The organism is Pseudomonas sp. AC172 (assembly GCF_979258595.1).
Genome location: NZ_OZ409868.1, coordinates 239059 through 256428 on the forward strand (window position 1 = coordinate 239059; position 17370 = coordinate 256428).

Annotated in this window: 13 protein-coding genes and 2 tRNA genes; 4 read left to right on the forward strand and 11 right to left on the reverse strand. The window is 59.4% G+C overall.

The genetic code is table 11. The features are described from left to right. Window positions 1-540: 540 nt before the first annotated feature. From ACZ0A4_RS01185 to ACZ0A4_RS01200, 4 genes are all read right to left on the reverse strand, one after another. The gene (locus ACZ0A4_RS01185; RefSeq protein ID WP_463572729.1) at window positions 541-1836 is read right to left on the reverse strand and encodes a virulence factor family protein; all 1296 of its coding nucleotides are present in this window, start codon (window positions 1834-1836) and stop codon (window positions 541-543) included. After that, window positions 1836-4475 (reverse strand): bifunctional lysylphosphatidylglycerol flippase/synthetase MprF, encoded by a 2640-nt coding sequence (gene mprF, locus ACZ0A4_RS01190; RefSeq protein ID WP_463572731.1) that lies wholly within the window; start codon window positions 4473-4475, stop codon window positions 1836-1838. Before mprF ends, ACZ0A4_RS01185 begins: the two co-directional genes overlap by 1 nt. 279 nt (window positions 4476-4754) lie before the next feature. Further along, window positions 4755-4831 (reverse strand) — tRNA-Met (locus ACZ0A4_RS01195). Between the two features lie 222 nt (window positions 4832-5053). Beyond that, window positions 5054-5130 (reverse strand) — tRNA-Met (locus ACZ0A4_RS01200). Window positions 5131-5410: 280 nt separating this feature from the next. On the opposite strand from ACZ0A4_RS01200, the gene dinB reads away from it, so the two are divergent. After that, the gene (gene dinB / locus ACZ0A4_RS01205; protein ID WP_463572733.1) at window positions 5411-6472 is read left to right on the forward strand and encodes a DNA polymerase IV; all 1062 of its coding nucleotides are present in this window, start codon (window positions 5411-5413) and stop codon (window positions 6470-6472) included. 102 nt (window positions 6473-6574) lie between these two features. On the opposite strand, the gene ACZ0A4_RS01210 is transcribed toward dinB, so the two are convergent. The 4 genes from ACZ0A4_RS01210 to ACZ0A4_RS01225 all read right to left on the reverse strand — a co-directional run bounded on the left by ACZ0A4_RS01210 (window position 6575) and on the right by ACZ0A4_RS01225 (window position 11383). Then, entirely contained in the window at window positions 6575-7528 is a 954-nt protein-coding gene (locus ACZ0A4_RS01210) for a hypothetical protein (RefSeq protein WP_463572735.1), read from the reverse strand. 17 nt (window positions 7529-7545) lie between these two features. Further along, on the reverse strand, window positions 7546-9261 hold the full coding sequence (locus tag ACZ0A4_RS01215) for a proline--tRNA ligase (protein WP_159815000.1): 1716 nt from the start codon (window positions 9259-9261) through the stop codon (window positions 7546-7548). Window positions 9262-9390: 129 nt separating this feature from the next. Beyond that, the gene (locus ACZ0A4_RS01220; RefSeq protein WP_463572737.1) at window positions 9391-10950 is read right to left on the reverse strand and encodes an AmpG family muropeptide MFS transporter; all 1560 of its coding nucleotides are present in this window, start codon (window positions 10948-10950) and stop codon (window positions 9391-9393) included. A gap of 43 nt (window positions 10951-10993) precedes the next feature. Then, on the reverse strand, window positions 10994-11383 hold the full coding sequence (locus ACZ0A4_RS01225) for an MGMT family protein (RefSeq protein WP_463572739.1): 390 nt from the start codon (window positions 11381-11383) through the stop codon (window positions 10994-10996). 129 nt (window positions 11384-11512) lie between these two features. Here ACZ0A4_RS01225 and ACZ0A4_RS01230 point away from each other — a divergent pair, with 129 nt between their 5' ends. Beyond that, window positions 11513-12520 (forward strand): DUF481 domain-containing protein, encoded by a 1008-nt coding sequence (locus ACZ0A4_RS01230; protein ID WP_463572740.1) that lies wholly within the window; start codon window positions 11513-11515, stop codon window positions 12518-12520. A gap of 122 nt (window positions 12521-12642) precedes the next feature. On the opposite strand, the gene ACZ0A4_RS01235 is transcribed toward ACZ0A4_RS01230, so the two are convergent. Then, window positions 12643-12852, reverse strand: coding sequence for a cold-shock protein (locus ACZ0A4_RS01235; protein ID WP_002554837.1), 210 nt, complete (start codon window positions 12850-12852; stop codon window positions 12643-12645). A 354-nt stretch (window positions 12853-13206) separates the two neighbouring features. Here ACZ0A4_RS01235 and dcd point away from each other — a divergent pair, with 354 nt between their 5' ends. Both dcd and ACZ0A4_RS01245 read left to right on the forward strand, forming a co-directional pair. Continuing rightward, window positions 13207-13773, forward strand: coding sequence for a dCTP deaminase (gene dcd / locus ACZ0A4_RS01240; RefSeq protein ID WP_008083888.1), 567 nt, complete (start codon window positions 13207-13209; stop codon window positions 13771-13773). Between the two features lie 107 nt (window positions 13774-13880). Then, a complete protein-coding gene (locus ACZ0A4_RS01245; protein ID WP_095119221.1) occupies window positions 13881-14090 on the forward strand; it encodes a hypothetical protein in 210 nt (69 codons plus the stop codon). A 46-nt stretch (window positions 14091-14136) separates the two neighbouring features. Here ACZ0A4_RS01245 and pdeM read toward each other — a convergent pair whose 3' ends face one another. Both pdeM and ACZ0A4_RS01255 read right to left on the reverse strand, forming a co-directional pair. Then, window positions 14137-14793, reverse strand: coding sequence for a ligase-associated DNA damage response endonuclease PdeM (gene pdeM, locus ACZ0A4_RS01250; RefSeq protein WP_463572741.1), 657 nt, complete (start codon window positions 14791-14793; stop codon window positions 14137-14139). Further along, window positions 14790-17279: a ligase-associated DNA damage response DEXH box helicase gene (locus ACZ0A4_RS01255; RefSeq protein WP_463572742.1), complete on the reverse strand. Its 2490-nt coding sequence runs from the start codon at window positions 17277-17279 to the stop codon at window positions 14790-14792. The genes pdeM and ACZ0A4_RS01255 overlap by 4 nt, the downstream gene beginning before the upstream one ends. Window positions 17280-17370: the final 91 nt, after the last annotated feature.

Sequence of the window (17370 nt, forward strand, 5' to 3'; positions counted from 1 at the left end):
AACGAGGAGCTGCCTCATTCGTTACCACACGAATGGGTGGCAGCTGTACGCAGGGTGGTAAACCGGGAGAGCAAAGAAACCGGCAGACCCGAAGGTCTCCCACGTACAGCTGCCATGACAGTGAATTACAGGCGTAAAAGAACACCTGATGTCGTGATGGAGGCACTGTTGCACTTTGCCTAACCGGGTTACCACACCCGATCGCTGAATGGGTCAGCGACGTCCGGAGAGTATCCCGTCAAAAAACAGCGCAATAGAGCGGCACAGCGCCCGAACAGGAGTTTCGGAGTTTGCCTACAAGGTCTGTGGGCGTCATCCGATATTGCGAGACTGGAAGTAAACAAAACTACACGTCGGACACGCAATTCCTTGTAGGAGTGAGCCTGCTCGCGATAGCCGTGTGTCAGTTGGCAACTAGGTGGCTGACACTCCGCTATCGCGAGCAGGCTCACTCCTACAGGGGAACGGGTTAATCGTCCGAGATGTAAAAAGCCCCTGCAACTGTGAAGTTGCGGGGGCTTTTTGTGGGCGTGGCTCAGATCACTCTTCGGCGACCGAGTCCTTGCTCTGGCGCTTCTCGATCAAGTCCACCAGACGCTTGGCCAGCGCCGGATAGTTCTCGTCGAAGTGGTGGCCGCCTGGCAGTTTCACCGCTTCACCCACTGCAGTCTTGTCCGTGCAGCCGCTTTCATCCGTTTCTTCTTCACCATAGATGCACACAACCTTGGCCGCTGGCAGCTTGGCCATTTCCGGGCCAGTGGCGGCTTCTTTGCCGGCGTTACCCAGCCAGCCTTCGACTTCGATCTCGAAGCTGCCGGTGCGGGCGAAGGCCAGCAGGATGATTGCGTCTACACGTTGCTGCTCGGTGTCCGGCAGGCGGTTGTAGATCGCTGGCAACACGTCGGCACCGAACGAGTAACCGGTGAGGATGAAACGTTTGGTGCCCCATTTCTGCCGGTAGTGCTGCATCAGTTCGGTCAGGTCCAGCGCGCTTTGCTCCGGGCTCTTGTGCTGCCAGTAGTAGCGCAGGGTGTCGATGCCGACCACCGGGTAGCCGATCTTGGCCATTTCACCGGCCACGTCGCGGTCGAGGTCGCGCCAGCCGCCGTCGCCGGAGAGGAACAGGGTCACGGTGTCTTTGGCTTGACCGGCCGGCACTTCAACCACCGGAATTGCCAGACCGCCGTTGGCTTTGTCGCCGCCGACGAGGATCTTGCGCAGTTCGTTGTTGAGCACTTGCGGCAGGTTGATGTCGTAGTCGCTGATGCTGGTTTCGGCGTTCGGTTGATCGCGTACGAAGCCTGCGCTGGCGTCATCCGGGTTGTCGTTCCAGGCGGCCAGCCAGTGGCCGTGGGCGGCGGATTTTGGCAGCAGATGGGTGCAGCCACCTTTTTCCAGGGCCAAGTCCACGGAGATGGCTTGAGCCTTGTCGTCTTTCTGTTCCGCCAACCAGCGCCAGGCCAGCACGGCGCCCGGGCCGATACCGCTGACCAGGGTGGCCGGGCCATTCAGTTCACGCAGACCCGATTGCAGGGCGCGGCTTTGCAGCAGGCAGTCTTTCGGCAGAATCACCTGAACGATCTGTGCCGAAGCGCTACGGCTCAGGGTGGTCAGTTGTTTTTCACTGAGTTTCTGGTCGTCGTTGACGGCTACCAGCACCTGCGCCTTGGGCTTGGTGCCGGGAATGACGCGGGTCATGGCGGCGCCATCGGCCGGGGTCAGCTGTTCTACGGTCGGTTCCGGTGCCGGGCGTTTCAGGTACCAGTAACCGCCGCCGGCAATCACGGCCAGCACGATCAGTGCGGCCAGGATGTACTTCAGGGAGCGTTGAATCATCAGCGTTTCACCAATCCAGTCAAGCCGCCCGCGATCAGGGCAGCAGTGTCGGCCAGCGCCACCAGCGGATCGAGTCCGGCGGGCACGGCCATATAACGGGGTTCCCAGTCAGGCTGGAACTTGTCTTTGAAGCGGCGCAAGCCTTGGAAGTTGTACAGCTGCTCACCACGGCGGAAAACCATCGAGCCCAGACGCTGGGTCAGCGGTGCACCGCGCCGGGGTTGCAACCCCGACAACGGCACCATGCCCAGGCTGAAGCGCGCGTATCCGTGACTCTTATAGTGTTGAATCAGGCCGACCATCATGAATTCCATGGTCAGCTTGGGGGCGTCCGGGTGTGCGCGCATCAGGTCGAGACTGGCCAGGTCATGGCTGTAAGTCTCGAGCAGGTTGGCGAACGCCACCGGGCGGCCTTCGAAGCGAATCACCGCGATGCGGAAATGCTTCAGGTATTCGTCGCTGAAACGGCCGAGGGAGAAGCCTTTCTCACGCACGTTCTTGCCGGTCAGCCACGCATCGGAAATCACTTTCAGCTCATCCATCGGCGCCTGACCCGGCTCATGGATTTCCAGCGACAGGCCGTCGCGGGTGCCACGGTTCCAGGTGTAGCGCAGGTCCTTCATCTCTTTGCCCTTGGCTTCCAGGTCAAAGCGATGCAGATCGACCCGGGCCTCTTCGCCAAGTTTGATCGCGGTCAGGCCGATGTCCATGTAGTACGGCAGGTTCTCCGCGCGCACCTGGTAGAAGACCGGGCGAGCGTGGTGAATGTCACAGAGGTCGCGGAACTGCCAGATCATCTCGGCGCGTTGCTGGCCAGGGCCGATCGGGTCGTACAGCGCCACAAGGCTGCGGCCACGGCGTGCGTACATCAGGAACGCTTCGTCGTTCTGGTGAAACAGCAGCGCCTTGTCACCGGTCAGCGCGAGGCCACCGTCGGGTTGCGACGAGGCCATCAGAATCTTCGCCGCGCGATCGAGTTCGTCAGGCGTCGGCAAGTGAATGACCGGGCGCGCGGTGCGCAGCAGCCAGGTCAGCGCGATCACCAGCAATAACACCGCAGCGCCGAGCAGCGAGCGCAGGCCACGCGGCGCGTCAGCATCGAGGGTGAACTGCCACCACAGTTGATGGCTATAAGGTACGTCTTGATAGGCGAACAGTAGCAGCCACGTCGATGCACCCAGCACACAGAGACTGGCCACCAGATACAGCGGCGAAAAGGGCAGTTCGGTCAGGCGGCTCGGGCGATAGAACGAGCGACGGAACACACCGAGCAGCGCAGCCGTCAGTGTCATCAGCGTCGCTTCTTCCCAGTCGAAGCCTTTGAGCAGCGAGAGCAGGGCGCCGACCAGCAACAGAATGGTGGTGAGCATCCACGCTGCAGACAGGCGACGACGCAGGCCCTGAGCGAGCATCAGGCAGAGCACACCGATCAGGCTGGCGCCGAAGTGCGAAGCGTCGACCAGACGATGTGGAATCAGAAAGCCGATGTGCTCCAGACGTGTGTCGATCTCGGGAGTGGCGCCGGAAAACAGCAGCACCACACCGGACAGAAACACCAGCACCGCCAGAATCGGTGCTGCCAGACCAGACGCAGCGCGCATGGTCTGAGTCTGAAACAGGCGCTGACCTTCGTTGATCAGCAGGAATACGCACGCGACCAGCAGCGGCAGCACCACGTAGATCAGGCGATACAGCAGCAGCGCAGCGGCGAGAGGCGCGGCACCGAGCTTGTCGGCGAAAGCGGCCAGCAGAATTGCTTCGAACACACCGACGCCGCCGGGTACGTGGCTGAGTACGCCAGCAGCCAGTGCCAGCAGGTACACCAGCAGGAACGCGCCGAACGGTGGCGCTTCCGGCAGCAATAGATAGAGAACGGTGGCAGCCGCCGCAACGTCGAGAGCGGTAATGATCAGTTGCAGGAACGTCAGGCGTCGACCCGGCAAGCGCAACGTGCGGCGGCCAACCCTGACCAGCAGGTTGTCGCGCAACGGTTGTTCCGGCAGGCGCCGACGGTAGATGCCGATAGCCAGTACCGCGCCAAGCGCCAGCACGACAGCGGCGACTGTGCCGAGCAGGCCTTCGGACAAACCCAGCGCCTGAGAGGCAGCAGGCAGGTCGCTCAGCGTTGCCAGTGCGGCCAGCGGCGGCAAGGCACAGCCCAGCGACAAACTGGCGAACAAGGTCATGTGCGCGACTTCCGACGCGCCCAGACCCAGTCGTGCATATAAGCGGTAGCGTACCGAGCCGCCGGACAGCAGCGACAGACCGATCGCATTGCCAATCGCAAACGCGGTGAAGCCGCCCAGCGCCAACGTGCGCGGCGGCAATGTCACTCCGGCATAACGGCTGGCCGACCATTCATAGCCCAGGAGAATAATGAAGCCGACCACGGTCGCGCCGAACGCACCGAGCAGGGCGGGTTTCGGCACGTCGAGAATCGAGTCGTGCAGTGCATCGAGATCGAGTTCGGCAAGCAGATGACGGCAGGCAATCAGCGCAATGGCGAACAGCAGCAAAGTCACCGCCAGACCAATCGGTTGCCGGTATTTGCTCAACCGATCCAGCAAGCGCAAACGCTCGGGTTTGATCGGATGTTCCGCTGTGACGGTGTCTTGTGGATCAGACGAGTTGGCGCGCATCAATCACCTCTTGGATTGTGCGCGACAGGATGGAGGTATCCAGCCAAGTTACCAATCCCTGTAGAAAAAAATAATCACAAAATACTACGCCTCTCACCGGGTATCGGCGAGGGCAGTTCCTGGATTGCAGACGTCTTGCCTGCGACTCAAGCATAGTCGCAAGTCAGTATTTCTGAAGATCCCAAGCGGTTCACTGCACAGTGACAGATCATTGTTGCGAAAGGACTTTTTCAACAGATACAAAAAAGGCCACTCTTTCGAGTAGCCTTTTTTGATGTTTGGTTGCGGGAGCCGGATTTGAACCGACGACCTTCGGGTTATGAGCCCGACGAGCTACCAGACTGCTCCATCCCGCGTCTGTGTGGCGGCATTCTACAGACGAACGACGGGGTGTCAACCGCTAATCCCGGAAAGGGTCAAATAAGTGTGAAATAGCGTCAAACGGTCGCAGGTAGCGCGTTAAGCTTCGGAAGTGCAAAGAATTCCTGTTTGGCGATTGCTTCTCTATAAGAGGAGGAAATCGACAAAACAGACGCGCACAAAAAAGGCCACTCTTTCGAGTAGCCTTTTTTGATGTTTGGTTGCGGGAGCCGGATTTGAACCGACGACCTTCGGGTTATGAGCCCGACGAGCTACCAGACTGCTCCATCCCGCGTCTGTGTGTCGGCATTCTACAGAGGAACGCCGGGGTGTCAACCCGCAATCTGGATAAAATCTGTTGAGGTTCAATCGGTTAGCGTTTTTTCTCGGGTGTTTTTCACGCTGCAGGGCAGGCGGAGCAAGGCTTTCAGCTCTATTGGAGGCCGCTCGTCGATTGAGAAAATAAATTCAAAGGACATTTCCTACCGCCGGGAAAGAACATTCATACCACTGGTGCTATATACAGGTGCCAGTGAGATACTGCCGGTCCGGCTCGCCACGTTTCCTTTTCTGACATGACTCAGCGAAAAATCATTCACATTGACTGCGACTGTTTCTACGCCGCCATTGAGATGCGCGATGACCCGCGCCTGGCCGGCAAGCCGTTGGCGGTGGGTGGTTCGGCAGACCGGCGCGGGGTGATCGCCACCTGCAACTATGAGGCGCGTGCCTATGGCGTGCGATCGGCAATGGCGTCTGGGCATGCACTGAAATTGTGTCCGGACCTGACCATCGTCAAGCCGCGCATGGACGCCTATCGCGAAGCGTCGAAAGAAATACATACGATCTTCAGTGATTACACCGACCTGATCGAGCCGCTGTCGCTGGATGAAGCCTATCTGGATGTCTCGGACAGCGCGCATTTCGGCGGCAGTGCCACGCGGATTGCCCAAGACATCCGTCGGCGAGTCTCCAATCAATTGCATATCACCGTGTCTGCTGGTGTGGCGCCAAACAAGTTTCTGGCCAAAATCGCCAGCGACTGGAAAAAGCCCAACGGTTTGTTTGTGATCACGCCGGACCAGGTCGAAGACTTTGTCAGTGGTTTACCAGTGAGCAAATTGCACGGTGTCGGCAAGGTCACGGCCGATAAGCTGGGCAAGCTCGGCATCGTTGATTGCTCGCAGTTGCGCGAGTGGGACAAGCTGGCGCTGGTGCGAGAGTTTGGCAGTTTTGGCGAGCGACTGTGGAGTCTCGCCCGTGGGGTCGATGACCGGCTGGTGCACAACGACAGTCGGCGTCAGTCGATCAGCGTGGAAAATACCTACGACGTTGATCTGCCGGACTTGCGCAGTTGCCTGGATAAGCTGCCAGAGCTGCTGGAAACCCTGAAAACCCGTATGGCACGGATCGACAGCAGTTATCGACCGGGCAAGCCGTTCGTCAAAGTGAAGTTTCATGACTTTACCCAGACGACGCTGGAGCAAGCCGGGGCAGGGCGGGATCTGGGCAGCTATCAGTTGATGCTGACGCAGGCGTTCAATCGCGGCGGGAAACCGGTGCGGTTGTTGGGGGTTGGGGTGCGGCTTGAGGATTTGCGCGGAGGGTTTGAGCAGATGGAGTTGTTTGAGCGGTAGTTTTGCGGTGTCTGTCAGGGCCTCTTCGCGAGCAGGCTAGCTCCCACATTTGGAATGTATTCCACCCTGTGGGAGCTAGCCTGCTCGCGAAGCTTTCAGCTTTTAATTCGGTCCCGGATCCGCAACCAGGCGCCCGGCATCCTTGGTCAGCGACTTGAGAAATTCAGTCTGCAACTCAGGATCGTTACGCGTCAGTTCGATCAGGCTTTGTTCCAGTTCGCTGGCTTCTTCTTCCAGACCCAGTTCCGACAGGCGTTTGACCCGGTGCACCCACTGGCTCACTTCGTCGTCTTCCAGATCGTCATAAATCAGCCCGTGTGCTTCCAGCAGTTTGCCGCGCAGATGGCTGCTGATCAGCAGCGACGAATCCGAATGCACGTCATCCTTGGCGTCTTCAACGCTGATCTGCAATTTGCCAACATGATTGAGGTCATTTTCGGCAAACGGACTGTCGAGCAGGTTCAGACGTAGCACGCCATTACGATCGGTGGTCATGTCAAAGGTCTGCTTGCCAGCCTTGACCTGCACCGGCCGCTCGCTCCACGGCAGGCTCGAATACTCCGTGCGCTTGTCGCGCTGGACTTCATCGATACCCGCCAGATTCTGTTGCGCGCGACCGTTGGACTGCACGTTCATGAACGGATTGAGCCCGGCGAAACCGTAGCTCAGCCAGTCCTTGGTGACGCTGTCCGGCAGGTTGCCGAGGGCGAACACATTGACTACGTTGGCGCCGACGCCACCGACTACGGCCACCGCGCCCAGCGGAATCTCGTAGACCTCCCGCCAAGGCTGGTAAGGCGTGTAGCGATCGTAGCGACGGGTGACTTCGAACTCGGTGACTTCAAAAGTCTTCTGCTCGTTGATCTTCACGCGTCGCTGCGGCAGCTCAAGCGCCTTAGGCTCACCGACATCGATCTGCAGGCTATGGTCGAGCAGCTTTCGCTCGACCCGCTCTTCGTGCTCGCTGCGTTGTGACATGTGATTGGCACAGCCGCTGACCAGCAGGGCACCGCACAGGGCGGTGCCTCCGAGGCCTAAGGTGTTTCGCTTGAACATGACGTCTCTATCTGGTTTCAGCGGCGGATACGGGCCTGCAGGAAGGACAATACGTCGGCCACCGGCAATGCTTGCGCTTCACCTTCGGTACGGCTCTTGTATTCCAGGTTGCCTTCGGCGAGGCCGCGGTCGCTGACCACGATCCGGTGAGGAATGCCGATCAGCTCCATGTCCGCGAATTTGATGCCCGGGCTGGTTTTCTTGTCGCGATCGTCCAGCAGCACTTCGAAGCCGGCCGCCGTCAGTTCGGCGTACAGCTTGTCGGTGGCTTCGCGTACCTGCTCGGTTTCATAGCGCAGCGGTACCAGAGCGATCTGGAACGGCGCCAGGGTATCGCTCCAGATGATGCCGTTGGCGTCATTGTTCTGTTCGATGGCAGCTGCCACCACGCGGGAAACGCCGATGCCGTAGCAACCCATTTCCAGGGTCACTGGCTTGCCGTTCTCGCCCAGCACTTCGCACTTCATCGCCTTGCTGTACTTGTTGCCCAGCTGGAAGATGTGCCCGACTTCGATGCCGCGTTTGATTTCCAGGGTGCCTTTGCCGTCAGGGCTTGGGTCACCGGCAACCACGTTACGCAGGTCTGCGACGGTCGGAACCGGCAGATCACGCTCCCAGTTCACGCCGAAGTAGTGCTTGTCGTCGATGTTCGCGCCGATACCGAAATCGCTCATCAGCTCGACCGAACGGTCGATGATGATTGGTAGCGGCAGGTTCAGCGGGCCGAGCGAACCGGCACCGGCGCCAATGGCGTCACGCAGTTCGGCGTCGGTGGCCATGACCAGCGGGCTGGCAACGCCAGGTTGCTGGGCAGCCTTGATTTCGTTGAGTTCGTGATCACCACGGATGACCAGCGCGATCAGCTTGCCTTCTTCTTCGGCACGCACGATCAGGGTCTTGATGGTCTTTTCAATCGGCAGATTGAATTTTTCCACCAGGGCCGCGATGGTTTTGGTGTCTGGCGTGTCGACCAGACGCAGCTCTTCGGTCGCAGCGGCACGCGACGTTTCGCGTGGCACGGCTTCGGCTTTTTCGATGTTCGCTGCGTAGTCGGAACCGTTGCTGAAGACGATATCGTCTTCGCCGGACTCGGCCAGCACGTGGAATTCGTGCGAGCCTGCGCCGCCGATCGAACCGTTGTCGGCTTCCACCGGACGGAATTTCAGACCCAGACGCGTGAAGATGTTGCAGTAGGCTTCATGCATGCGGTCATAGGTGATCTGCAGCGATGCCTGATCCGCGTGGAAGGAGTAGGAGTCCTTCATGATGAATTCGCGGCCGCGCATCAAACCGAAGCGTGGGCGGATTTCGTCACGGAATTTGGTCTGGATCTGGTACAGGTTGATCGGCAGCTGTTTGTAGCTGCTCAACTCGTTGCGCATCAGATCGGTGATCACTTCTTCGTGGGTCGGGCCCGCGCAGAAGTCGCGACCGTGACGGTCTTTGATGCGCAGCAGCTCAGGGCCGTATTCTTCCCAGCGCCCCGATTCCTGCCACAGCTCGGCCGGTTGGGTGCTCGGCATCAACACTTCCAGAGAGCCGGCGGCGTTCATCTCTTCGCGAACGATGGCTTCAACCTTGCGCATAACCCGCAGGCCCATGGGCAGCCAGGTGTACAGGCCCGAGGCGAGCTTGCGGATCATGCCGGCGCGCAGCATCAGCTGGTGGCTGATCACAACCGCGTCGGAAGGCGTTTCTTTCTGTGTGGCGAGCAAAAATTGACTGGTGCGCATGGTTGGCCGTTGTCGGTTGCTATGACTGGAAATGACTCCGCAGTGTACCGGCGAGTTTTGCCGACGTACAGGCGTGAGGTCAGTGGGGAGGCACGACGGCGGGATTCCTCCTGCCGTTGCCGAAAGGTCTTACGATTCTTCTGTGACCGGCGTCGGCACAGGCTCGGGCGTTGGCGTCGGGCCTTCGCGGCGGCTTTCCTGGAACCAGTGCAGGGCGATCAGCACCAGTGTCGGCACGCCGAGCAGGGCGGTGATCAGGAAGAAGCTGTGGTAACCGAACTTCTCGACAAGGACCCCGGAATACCCGCCCATCAGGCGCGGTAACAGCAGCATGATCGAGCTAAGCAGGGCGTATTGCGTGGCGGAGAACTTGAGGTTGGTCAGGCTCGACAGATAGGCAACGAACGCCGACGTCGCCAGGCCTGAGCTGAAGTTGTCGAGGGAGATCGTCACCACCAGCATCTGCAGGTCTGGGCCCATGTCGGCGAGCATCACGAACAGCAGGTTGGTAGCTGCCGAAGCGACACCACCGATAAACAGAATCGGCAGAATGCCGAAGCGCACGATCAGCAGACCACCCATGCCGGCGCCGACCAGCGTCATGATCAGGCCGAAGATCTTGCTGACACTGGCAATCTGGTCCTTGGTGAAACCCTGGTCGATATAAAACACGTTGGCCATGACGCCCATCACCGTGTCCGACATCCGATAGGTGGCAATCAGGCCGAGCAGCAGCAGGGCCTGCCAGCGGTAACGCAGAATGAAGTCGTTGACCGGCGTTAGCACCGGCGCGAGGCCGCGACGACCCATGGTCGACAAGCACAGGCCAGTCAGCAGCGTATAGAGAATGGCGCGCAGGAAAGCGCGGTCCTCGAGCAGCAGATCAAGTGGGCTCATGTCACCGAACAGCACGCTGGCGAAATCGGTGTTGTAGAGCTGGGTGAACATCGCCGGTACCGAGACCAGCAAGACGATCAGCACAAACACCGACATCAGTTGATGCATGAAGGTGTAACGCCCGGCCTGCAACTGCGTGCGTAGCGGAACCGGCGGCTCGCGCATGAACAGCGTGGTCAGCAACGCGGGAATCATCAATGCACCGAACAGTGCGTAAGTGCCGGCCCAGGCCGAATGCTGATAGTTGAAGCCCGTGGAGCCGAAGCCCTCAGCGAAGAACAACGCACCGGCAGTCGCCAGGAGCGCGGCCACGCGATAACCCGACATATAACTGGCGGCGAGGGCAGCCTGGCGATTGTCTTCGGCGATTTCCAGGCGATAGGCGTCCACCGCAATATCTTGGGTGGCGGAGGCGAAGGCGACGACAACGGCAATGGCGATCAGCCAGGACAGATGCTTCTGCGGATCGCAGAAACCCATGCCGATCAGGCCGAGAATCACCAGGGCTTGCGAGAGCACCAGCCACGAACGGCGTCGGCCAAGCTTGCCCAGCAACGGCAGACGCCATTGGTCGAGCAGCGGTGACCAGACCCATTTGAACGCATAAGCCAGGCCGATCAGACTGGCGTAGCCGATGGTTTCACGGGCGACACCGGCTTCACGCAGCCAGACGGAAAGCGTAGAGAACACCAGCATGTACGGCAGGCCGGCGGCGAAACCCAGCAACAACAGCACGAGCGTCGAAGGACTGGCATAAGCGGCTAGCGCGGCGCGCCAGGTTTTACGGGGCATGGGCTGAAGTCTGCCTCAAGATTGCGAAAACAAAGCGCGCACTCTAACCGCTGTGCTCTACCGGACGCCAGCCATGGCGCTGAATATCCACACGATTGTTCAGGACGGTAATGCCTTCCATGCGCAATCGGGCGCGTTGTTCATCGCCCGACGGGCTCCCCACCGGCAGGCTGATCCGACCGCCGGCGCCCAGCACTCGGTGCCAGGGCAGCTTGGTATCGCCGGGTAACTGACTCAAGGTGCGGCCGACCCAGCGGGCGGCGCGCCCCAACCCGGCCAGCTCGGCTAACTGACCATAGCTGACGACTTTGCCTTCGGGCACTTGGGCGAGCGTCGAGTAGAGCGCCGTGCGTCGGATTTGCGCATCGTTTTCGACGCTGTCGAGCGGGTCTTTCACGTACGCGGTTCCTGAACATGAACAGTTTGATGGCATTCAGAGTAATCGGTGTTCGCGCCGTTGAGAAATGAACTCATTAGAAATAGTCCGGTCAGTCCTTGTCAGGGTCTTATTCCTACGGATAATGCCGACCTTTTTCCGCAAACTTGAGCCTTCGATTCGCTTATGTTGTCCAGATCCCTGCTGTGCCTTGCTGTTTTCAGTGCGTCCACGCCCCTGCTTGCCGACACCGTCTGGTTGAAGAATGGTGACAAGTTGAGCGGCACCATCACCGTGTTCGATGGCGGCAAGCTGTTGATCCAGACCCAATATGCCGGTGCGGTCACCATTGACTGGAAAGAGGTCAAAACCCTGGACAGTGATCAGCACTTGCTGGTCAAGCAGGATGCCTACACCGGTGAAGTGTCCAAGTCGCTGACGGCCGCCGAAGACGGCAAGGTCACCCTGGCCAATGGTGAGGCGCCGAAAACCGTCGAGCTGGCGAGCATTCAGCAGATTCTCAAACCGAAACCGGTGGTCGAGGATCTGGTCTGGAAGGGCAATGTCGACCTGGCGCTGGACTATCAACGCGCCGAGAAAGACACCGACGACTACGATGTCGGCTTCAAGACCACTGCACGTCATGGGCGCTGGCGCCACACCGCCGAAGGCGAGTACAACCGCGAAGTGCAGGACGACGAAACCACCACCGACAACTGGCGCGCTGAATACGCACTCGACCGCTTCCTGACCGATAAGTGGTTTTGGCAGGGCCGTCTGAACTACAAGCGCGATCACATCGAAGAGCTGTCGCGTCAGCGTGTGGTCGGTACCGGTCCCGGCTACCAGTTCTGGGATGATGAGTTGGGCGCATTCTCGCTGGGCTCGCTGCTCAACCGCACCGATTACGAGTATCGCGATGGCAGCAAGGACAACTTCTATTCCGTCGCGATGAAGTGGGATTACAACCGTTACCTGATCGGCAAGAAAGTCGAGTTCTTCACCAACGGGGAAGTGGGCAAACCGCTGTCCGGTGTTGCCGACTACGCGCTGGATGCTGAGTTGGGGCTGCGTTACAAGGTCACTGACTGGGCATCGCTCAATCTCAAGGCCGAGCGCGACATCATCAGCGGCACCAATGATGCCGATCTGAACAAGACCCGTTACACCGCAGGTTTTGGCGTGGCTTGGTAAGCAGCACTTCACAGAAAATCGCAGCCTTGTCGGGCTGCGATTTTTTTTTGCCTGTAAAAAACAGGCGCCCACAAAAAAGCCCCGCTTTTAAGGGCGGGGCTCTTTTCTAAAGAAGCTACAAGTTAGATAACTTGTACTTCTTCAGCTTGCATGCCTTTCTGACCGCGGGTAGCGATGAAAGAAACCTGTTGGCCTTCTTTCAGGCTTTTGAAGCCGTCGGATTGGATAGCTTTGAAGTGAACGAACAGGTCGTCACCGGATTGTGGAGTGATGAAGCCGAAGCCTTTTTCATCGTTGAACCACTTAACGGTACCGGTTTGGCGATTAGACATGGTGTAACTCCTTGAACAAAGATAACTGCGACGCAGGAAGAACCCTGGCCGAGACTGAGTGCAAAGAGCAGGAAAAATTCTTGTAGATGGTTGGATCGAAATTCAACATATCGTGTAGAGATTCTCAGTGACACAAGCAGCACAGTGGCGCCACCTTAACCCTTTTTCCGGGACGTGCCAATGCTTCTTGTGAAGGTTTCTCTGATTTAGGGATCGGCGGTGTGACGGTTCGTCGCCAGAGCCAGTAAATCATGGGGGATCGGCGAGAATTGCAGCCCGCACTTTGAACCCGGCGACGCGCCCGGTAAGATGCCGGACAGAATTTTTCCACCTCGCTATTCAGGACACCCCGCCATGAGCATCAAATCGGACAAGTGGATTCGCCGCATGGCGCAGGAACAGGGCATGATCGAGCCGTTCGTCGAGCGTCAGGTGCGCGGCAGCGATGACAGCCGAGTGATCTCCTACGGTGTGTCGAGCTACGGCTACGACGTACGTTGCACCAACCACTTCAAGGTGTTCACCAACATCAACTCGTCCATCGTCGACCCGAAAAACTTCGACCCGGGCAGCTTCGTCGACGTCCATAGCGACGTCTGCATCATTCCGCCGAACTCCTTCGCGCTGGCCAGCACCGTCGAGTACTTCCGCATTCCGCGCAATGTATTGACCATCTGCCTGGGTAAAAGCACCTACGCGCGTTGCGGCATTATCGTTAACGTCACGCCGCTCGAGCCTGAGTGGGAAGGCCACGTGACGCTGGAATTCTCCAACACCACCAACCTGCCGGCGAAGATTTACGCCAACGAAGGCGTGGCGCAGATGCTCTTCCTTGAGTCCGACGAGGAATGCGAAGTGTCCTACAAGGATCGTGGCGGCAAGTACCAGGGCCAGCGCGGCGTGACCTTGCCGCGCACCTGATCGGTCCATCCGACAGATCGCGGGAATTCTTTGGCGGGCAGACACTCTATGGGGTGTACTGCCCGTTTTTGCTTTCGGCAAAACGGGCCTTCGCCGAGGAGTGCCCTATGAAGATCGATCCGCAAATCACCGCCGAACTGGCAAGGCTCGAGCCCAATCAGATTGGCGTATTGGCCTGGTCCTTGTTGGCGCATCCGGCGCTGAGCATGGCCGGCGGAATTCCCGGACAGCCTGATCCCGATACCCCCAACGAACAACCCACCGAGCCGGGCGAACCGACGCTACCGGACGAGCCGCCACCGGCACCGGTTGCCTGATCTGCATTGAAAACGAATGGCCAGTCAGATGAGGTCTGCAAAGACTTCAACTGACTGGCCATATTTCGTTGTCGCCGATGACAAAAATCCTGCAGCTTTCATCCTTCTCGACCGGATAGCCCCCAGTAAAGGCGCCAAAGGCCGGCAGCAGACTCAGGCGTTCGCCGAGTCTGAAACACGCCAGGCGCAAGCTCTGCCGACCCTTGCCATGTAACCGATAGACCGGGTGCACATGACCTGCCAGCACGTGTCTTTCAGGGTGCGGGTCCGGTTCATGTTGCAAGGCGAATGGCCCGAGCAGCAGTGGTTCTGGCACCACACGGATATTCAGCGACTCGGGTGGATCGCCAGCGCGCTTGTCGTGATTGCCGCGAATCAGCGTCATTGGCAGGTCCGCGTGGCGCGCTCGCCATTGCGCCAAGGCGTTTAAGGTACCCTCCGCATGTGAGCCGGGCCCGTGCAGAAAGTCGCCAAGAAAGATCAGTTGCCGGCAGGGCAGTTTCGCCAGTAATCGATCAATAACGGCGATATTGCTCGCCGTAGTGCCTTGCGGGACTGGTTGACCGAGGCTTCGGTAAGCGGCGGCTTTGCCGAAATGCACATCGGCAATCAGCAATGCTTGTTGCGCGGGCCAGTACAGGGCTTTTTCCGGCAGGAGCCAAAGTTCTTCGCCGGCCAGACGCACCGGGTAGGCCGCATTCATCGGGATTTATCCTTGTCGGCGCTGTTCTCCAGATCACCGACCATCCGTCGGATGCGATCAGCGAGTTTTTCCGAGCTCATGCTTTCGCGCATGCGCTCCACCAGCAGTGGAAATCCTAGTGGCGTAGGACGTTTAAGCTGATGCACGTCCAGTTTCATTCCGTTTATCCGCTCCAGTGTCTGCTCCAGACGACGAATATCCAGTTCTTCTCGTAAGACTTCTTCCCCGGCCTGGGCCAGCAACAGGTTGTCAGCGTCGTATTGTTTGAACACTTCGAAAAACAAACCGCTGGAAGCTTGCACCTGTCGGGTGCTTTTCGGTGCACCGGGGTAGCCGGCGAAGACCAGCCCGGCAATCCGTGCGATCTCGCGAAAACGCCGCAACGCCAATTCGCCAGCGTTCAGACTGGCCAAAACATCCGCTAGTAAATCATCGGCATAAAACAGCTCGGCGTTCAAATGCTCGGCCCAGTCGATTGGCGTGGCACTGAGCAATTCGAGGCCGTAATCGTTCACCGCGATGGAAAACGTCACGGGTTGGCGTTGACTGACGCGCCAGGCCAACAGACTTGCCAGCCCCAGATGCACTTGGCGCCCGGCAAACGGATAGAGGAAAAGGTGCCAACCTTCGCGGGACTTCAGCACTTCAGCCAACAGCTTGTCTGTCGTGGGCAAACCCGACCAGCGCATCTGGGTTTCCAGCAACGGTCGCAAGGCCTGCATTTCCGGGCCGACAAAATCACCCTGCGCCGCCGCACTGAAGCGCCTGACCACGGCTTCGGCCAATTCGTTGGAAAGTGGCATCCGCCCGCCATTCCAGCGCGGCACGGCGGCTTTTTTTGCGGTGCTGCGTTTGACGTAAGCGGTCATGTTTTCCACCCGCACCAGTTCCAGCAAACGCCCGGCGAACAGAAAACCATCACCGGGTTTGAGCCGCGCGATAAAGCCTTCCTCGACACTGCCCAATTGTTTGCCGCCGCCGCCCTTGCTCCAGAATTTCAGATGGATGCTCGCATCGCTGACGATGGTGCCGATGCTCATGCGATGACGCCGCGCCAATCGGGCATCCGGTACGCGCCAGACGCCATGCTCGTCCGGTTCGACCCGGCGATAATCCGGATAGGCGGTCAGAGACATCCCGCCATGGCGTACGAATGCCAGCGCCCAGGCCCAATCCGCCAGCGTCAGATCGCGATAAGCCCACGCCAGGCGGACTTCTTCGTACAACTCTTCAGGAATAAACCCACCGCCGAGGGCCATGCTGACCAAATGCTGCACCAGCACATCCAGCGGTTTATGCGGCGATTGTCGCGGTTCGATGCGCCGTTGTTCGACGGCATCACGGGCGGCGGCGGCTTCGACCAACTCAAGGCTGTGCGTCGGCACCAGGGTTACCCTTGATGTGCGTCCCGGTGCATGACCGGAGCGCCCGGCACGCTGCATCAAGCGCGCGACACCTTTGGCCGAGCCGATTTGCAGCACGCGCTCGACCGGCAGGAAATCCACGCCCAGATCCAGACTTGACGTGCAGACCACGGCTTTCAAATGGCCATCCTTCAAGGCCTGCTCAACCCAGTCACGGGTGTCGCGTGACAATGAGCTGTGATGCAAGGCGATCAACCCGGCCCAGTCCGGCCGAGCCTCCAGTAGCGCCTGATACCAGATTTCCGACTGTGCGCGGGTGTTGGTGAACACCAGGGTGCTGGCGCACGCCTCCAGTTCAGCAACGACCTGCGGCAGCATCTTCAGGCCAATGTGTCCCGCCCACGGAAAACGCTCGATGGCCGGTGGGAGCAGGGTGTCGACCTTCAGCGTTTTTTCGCTCTTTCCTTGAATACTGATGCCGCCGCCCTGTGGGATCAGCACCTGCTCGGCGTGAGATTGATTACCGAGGGTGGCGGACACGCCCCAGACGATCAGCTCAGGTTGCCAATGCCGCAGGCGGGCCAGAGCCAGTTGCAGTTGCACGCCGCGCTTGTTGCCCAGCAGTTCGTGCCACTCATCGACGACGATCATGCGCAGGCTCGCCAGCGCCACTTTTGCATCACCGCGGGCGAGCAGCAGGGTCAGGCTCTCCGGCGTGGTAATCAGCGTGGTCGGCAGGCGCCGGCTCTGCCGGGCGCGTTCGCTGCTACTGGTGTCACCGGTGCGCAGGCCGATGCTCCACGGGATTTGCAGATCATCGACAGGTGTTTGCAAGGCGCGCGCGGTGTCGGCGGCGAGGGCGCGCATGGGGGTGATCCACAGGACGGTCAGCGGTTCGGCAGGTTGTTTTCGTTTGCGCGGTGTTTCGACGAAAGGCTGCGAGCGCGCGAAGCGATTGAGCGCCGCGAACCAGACTGCATAGGTTTTACCGGCGCCGGTGCTGGCGTGGAGCAGCCCTGACTCACCGTTTTTGACCGCTGCCCAGACCTGTTTCTGAAAGGCGAACGGCTTCCAGTCGCGGGCGCTGAACCAGATTTTTGCGTGGTCGGGAGATTTCGCCATGCCGGCTGCGCGCGCTCTGGAAGTGTTCTTCCAGTGACCGCACGGCAGGTCGACAAGTTTGATTTTTGTCGGCGATGAAAAACGAATGTGG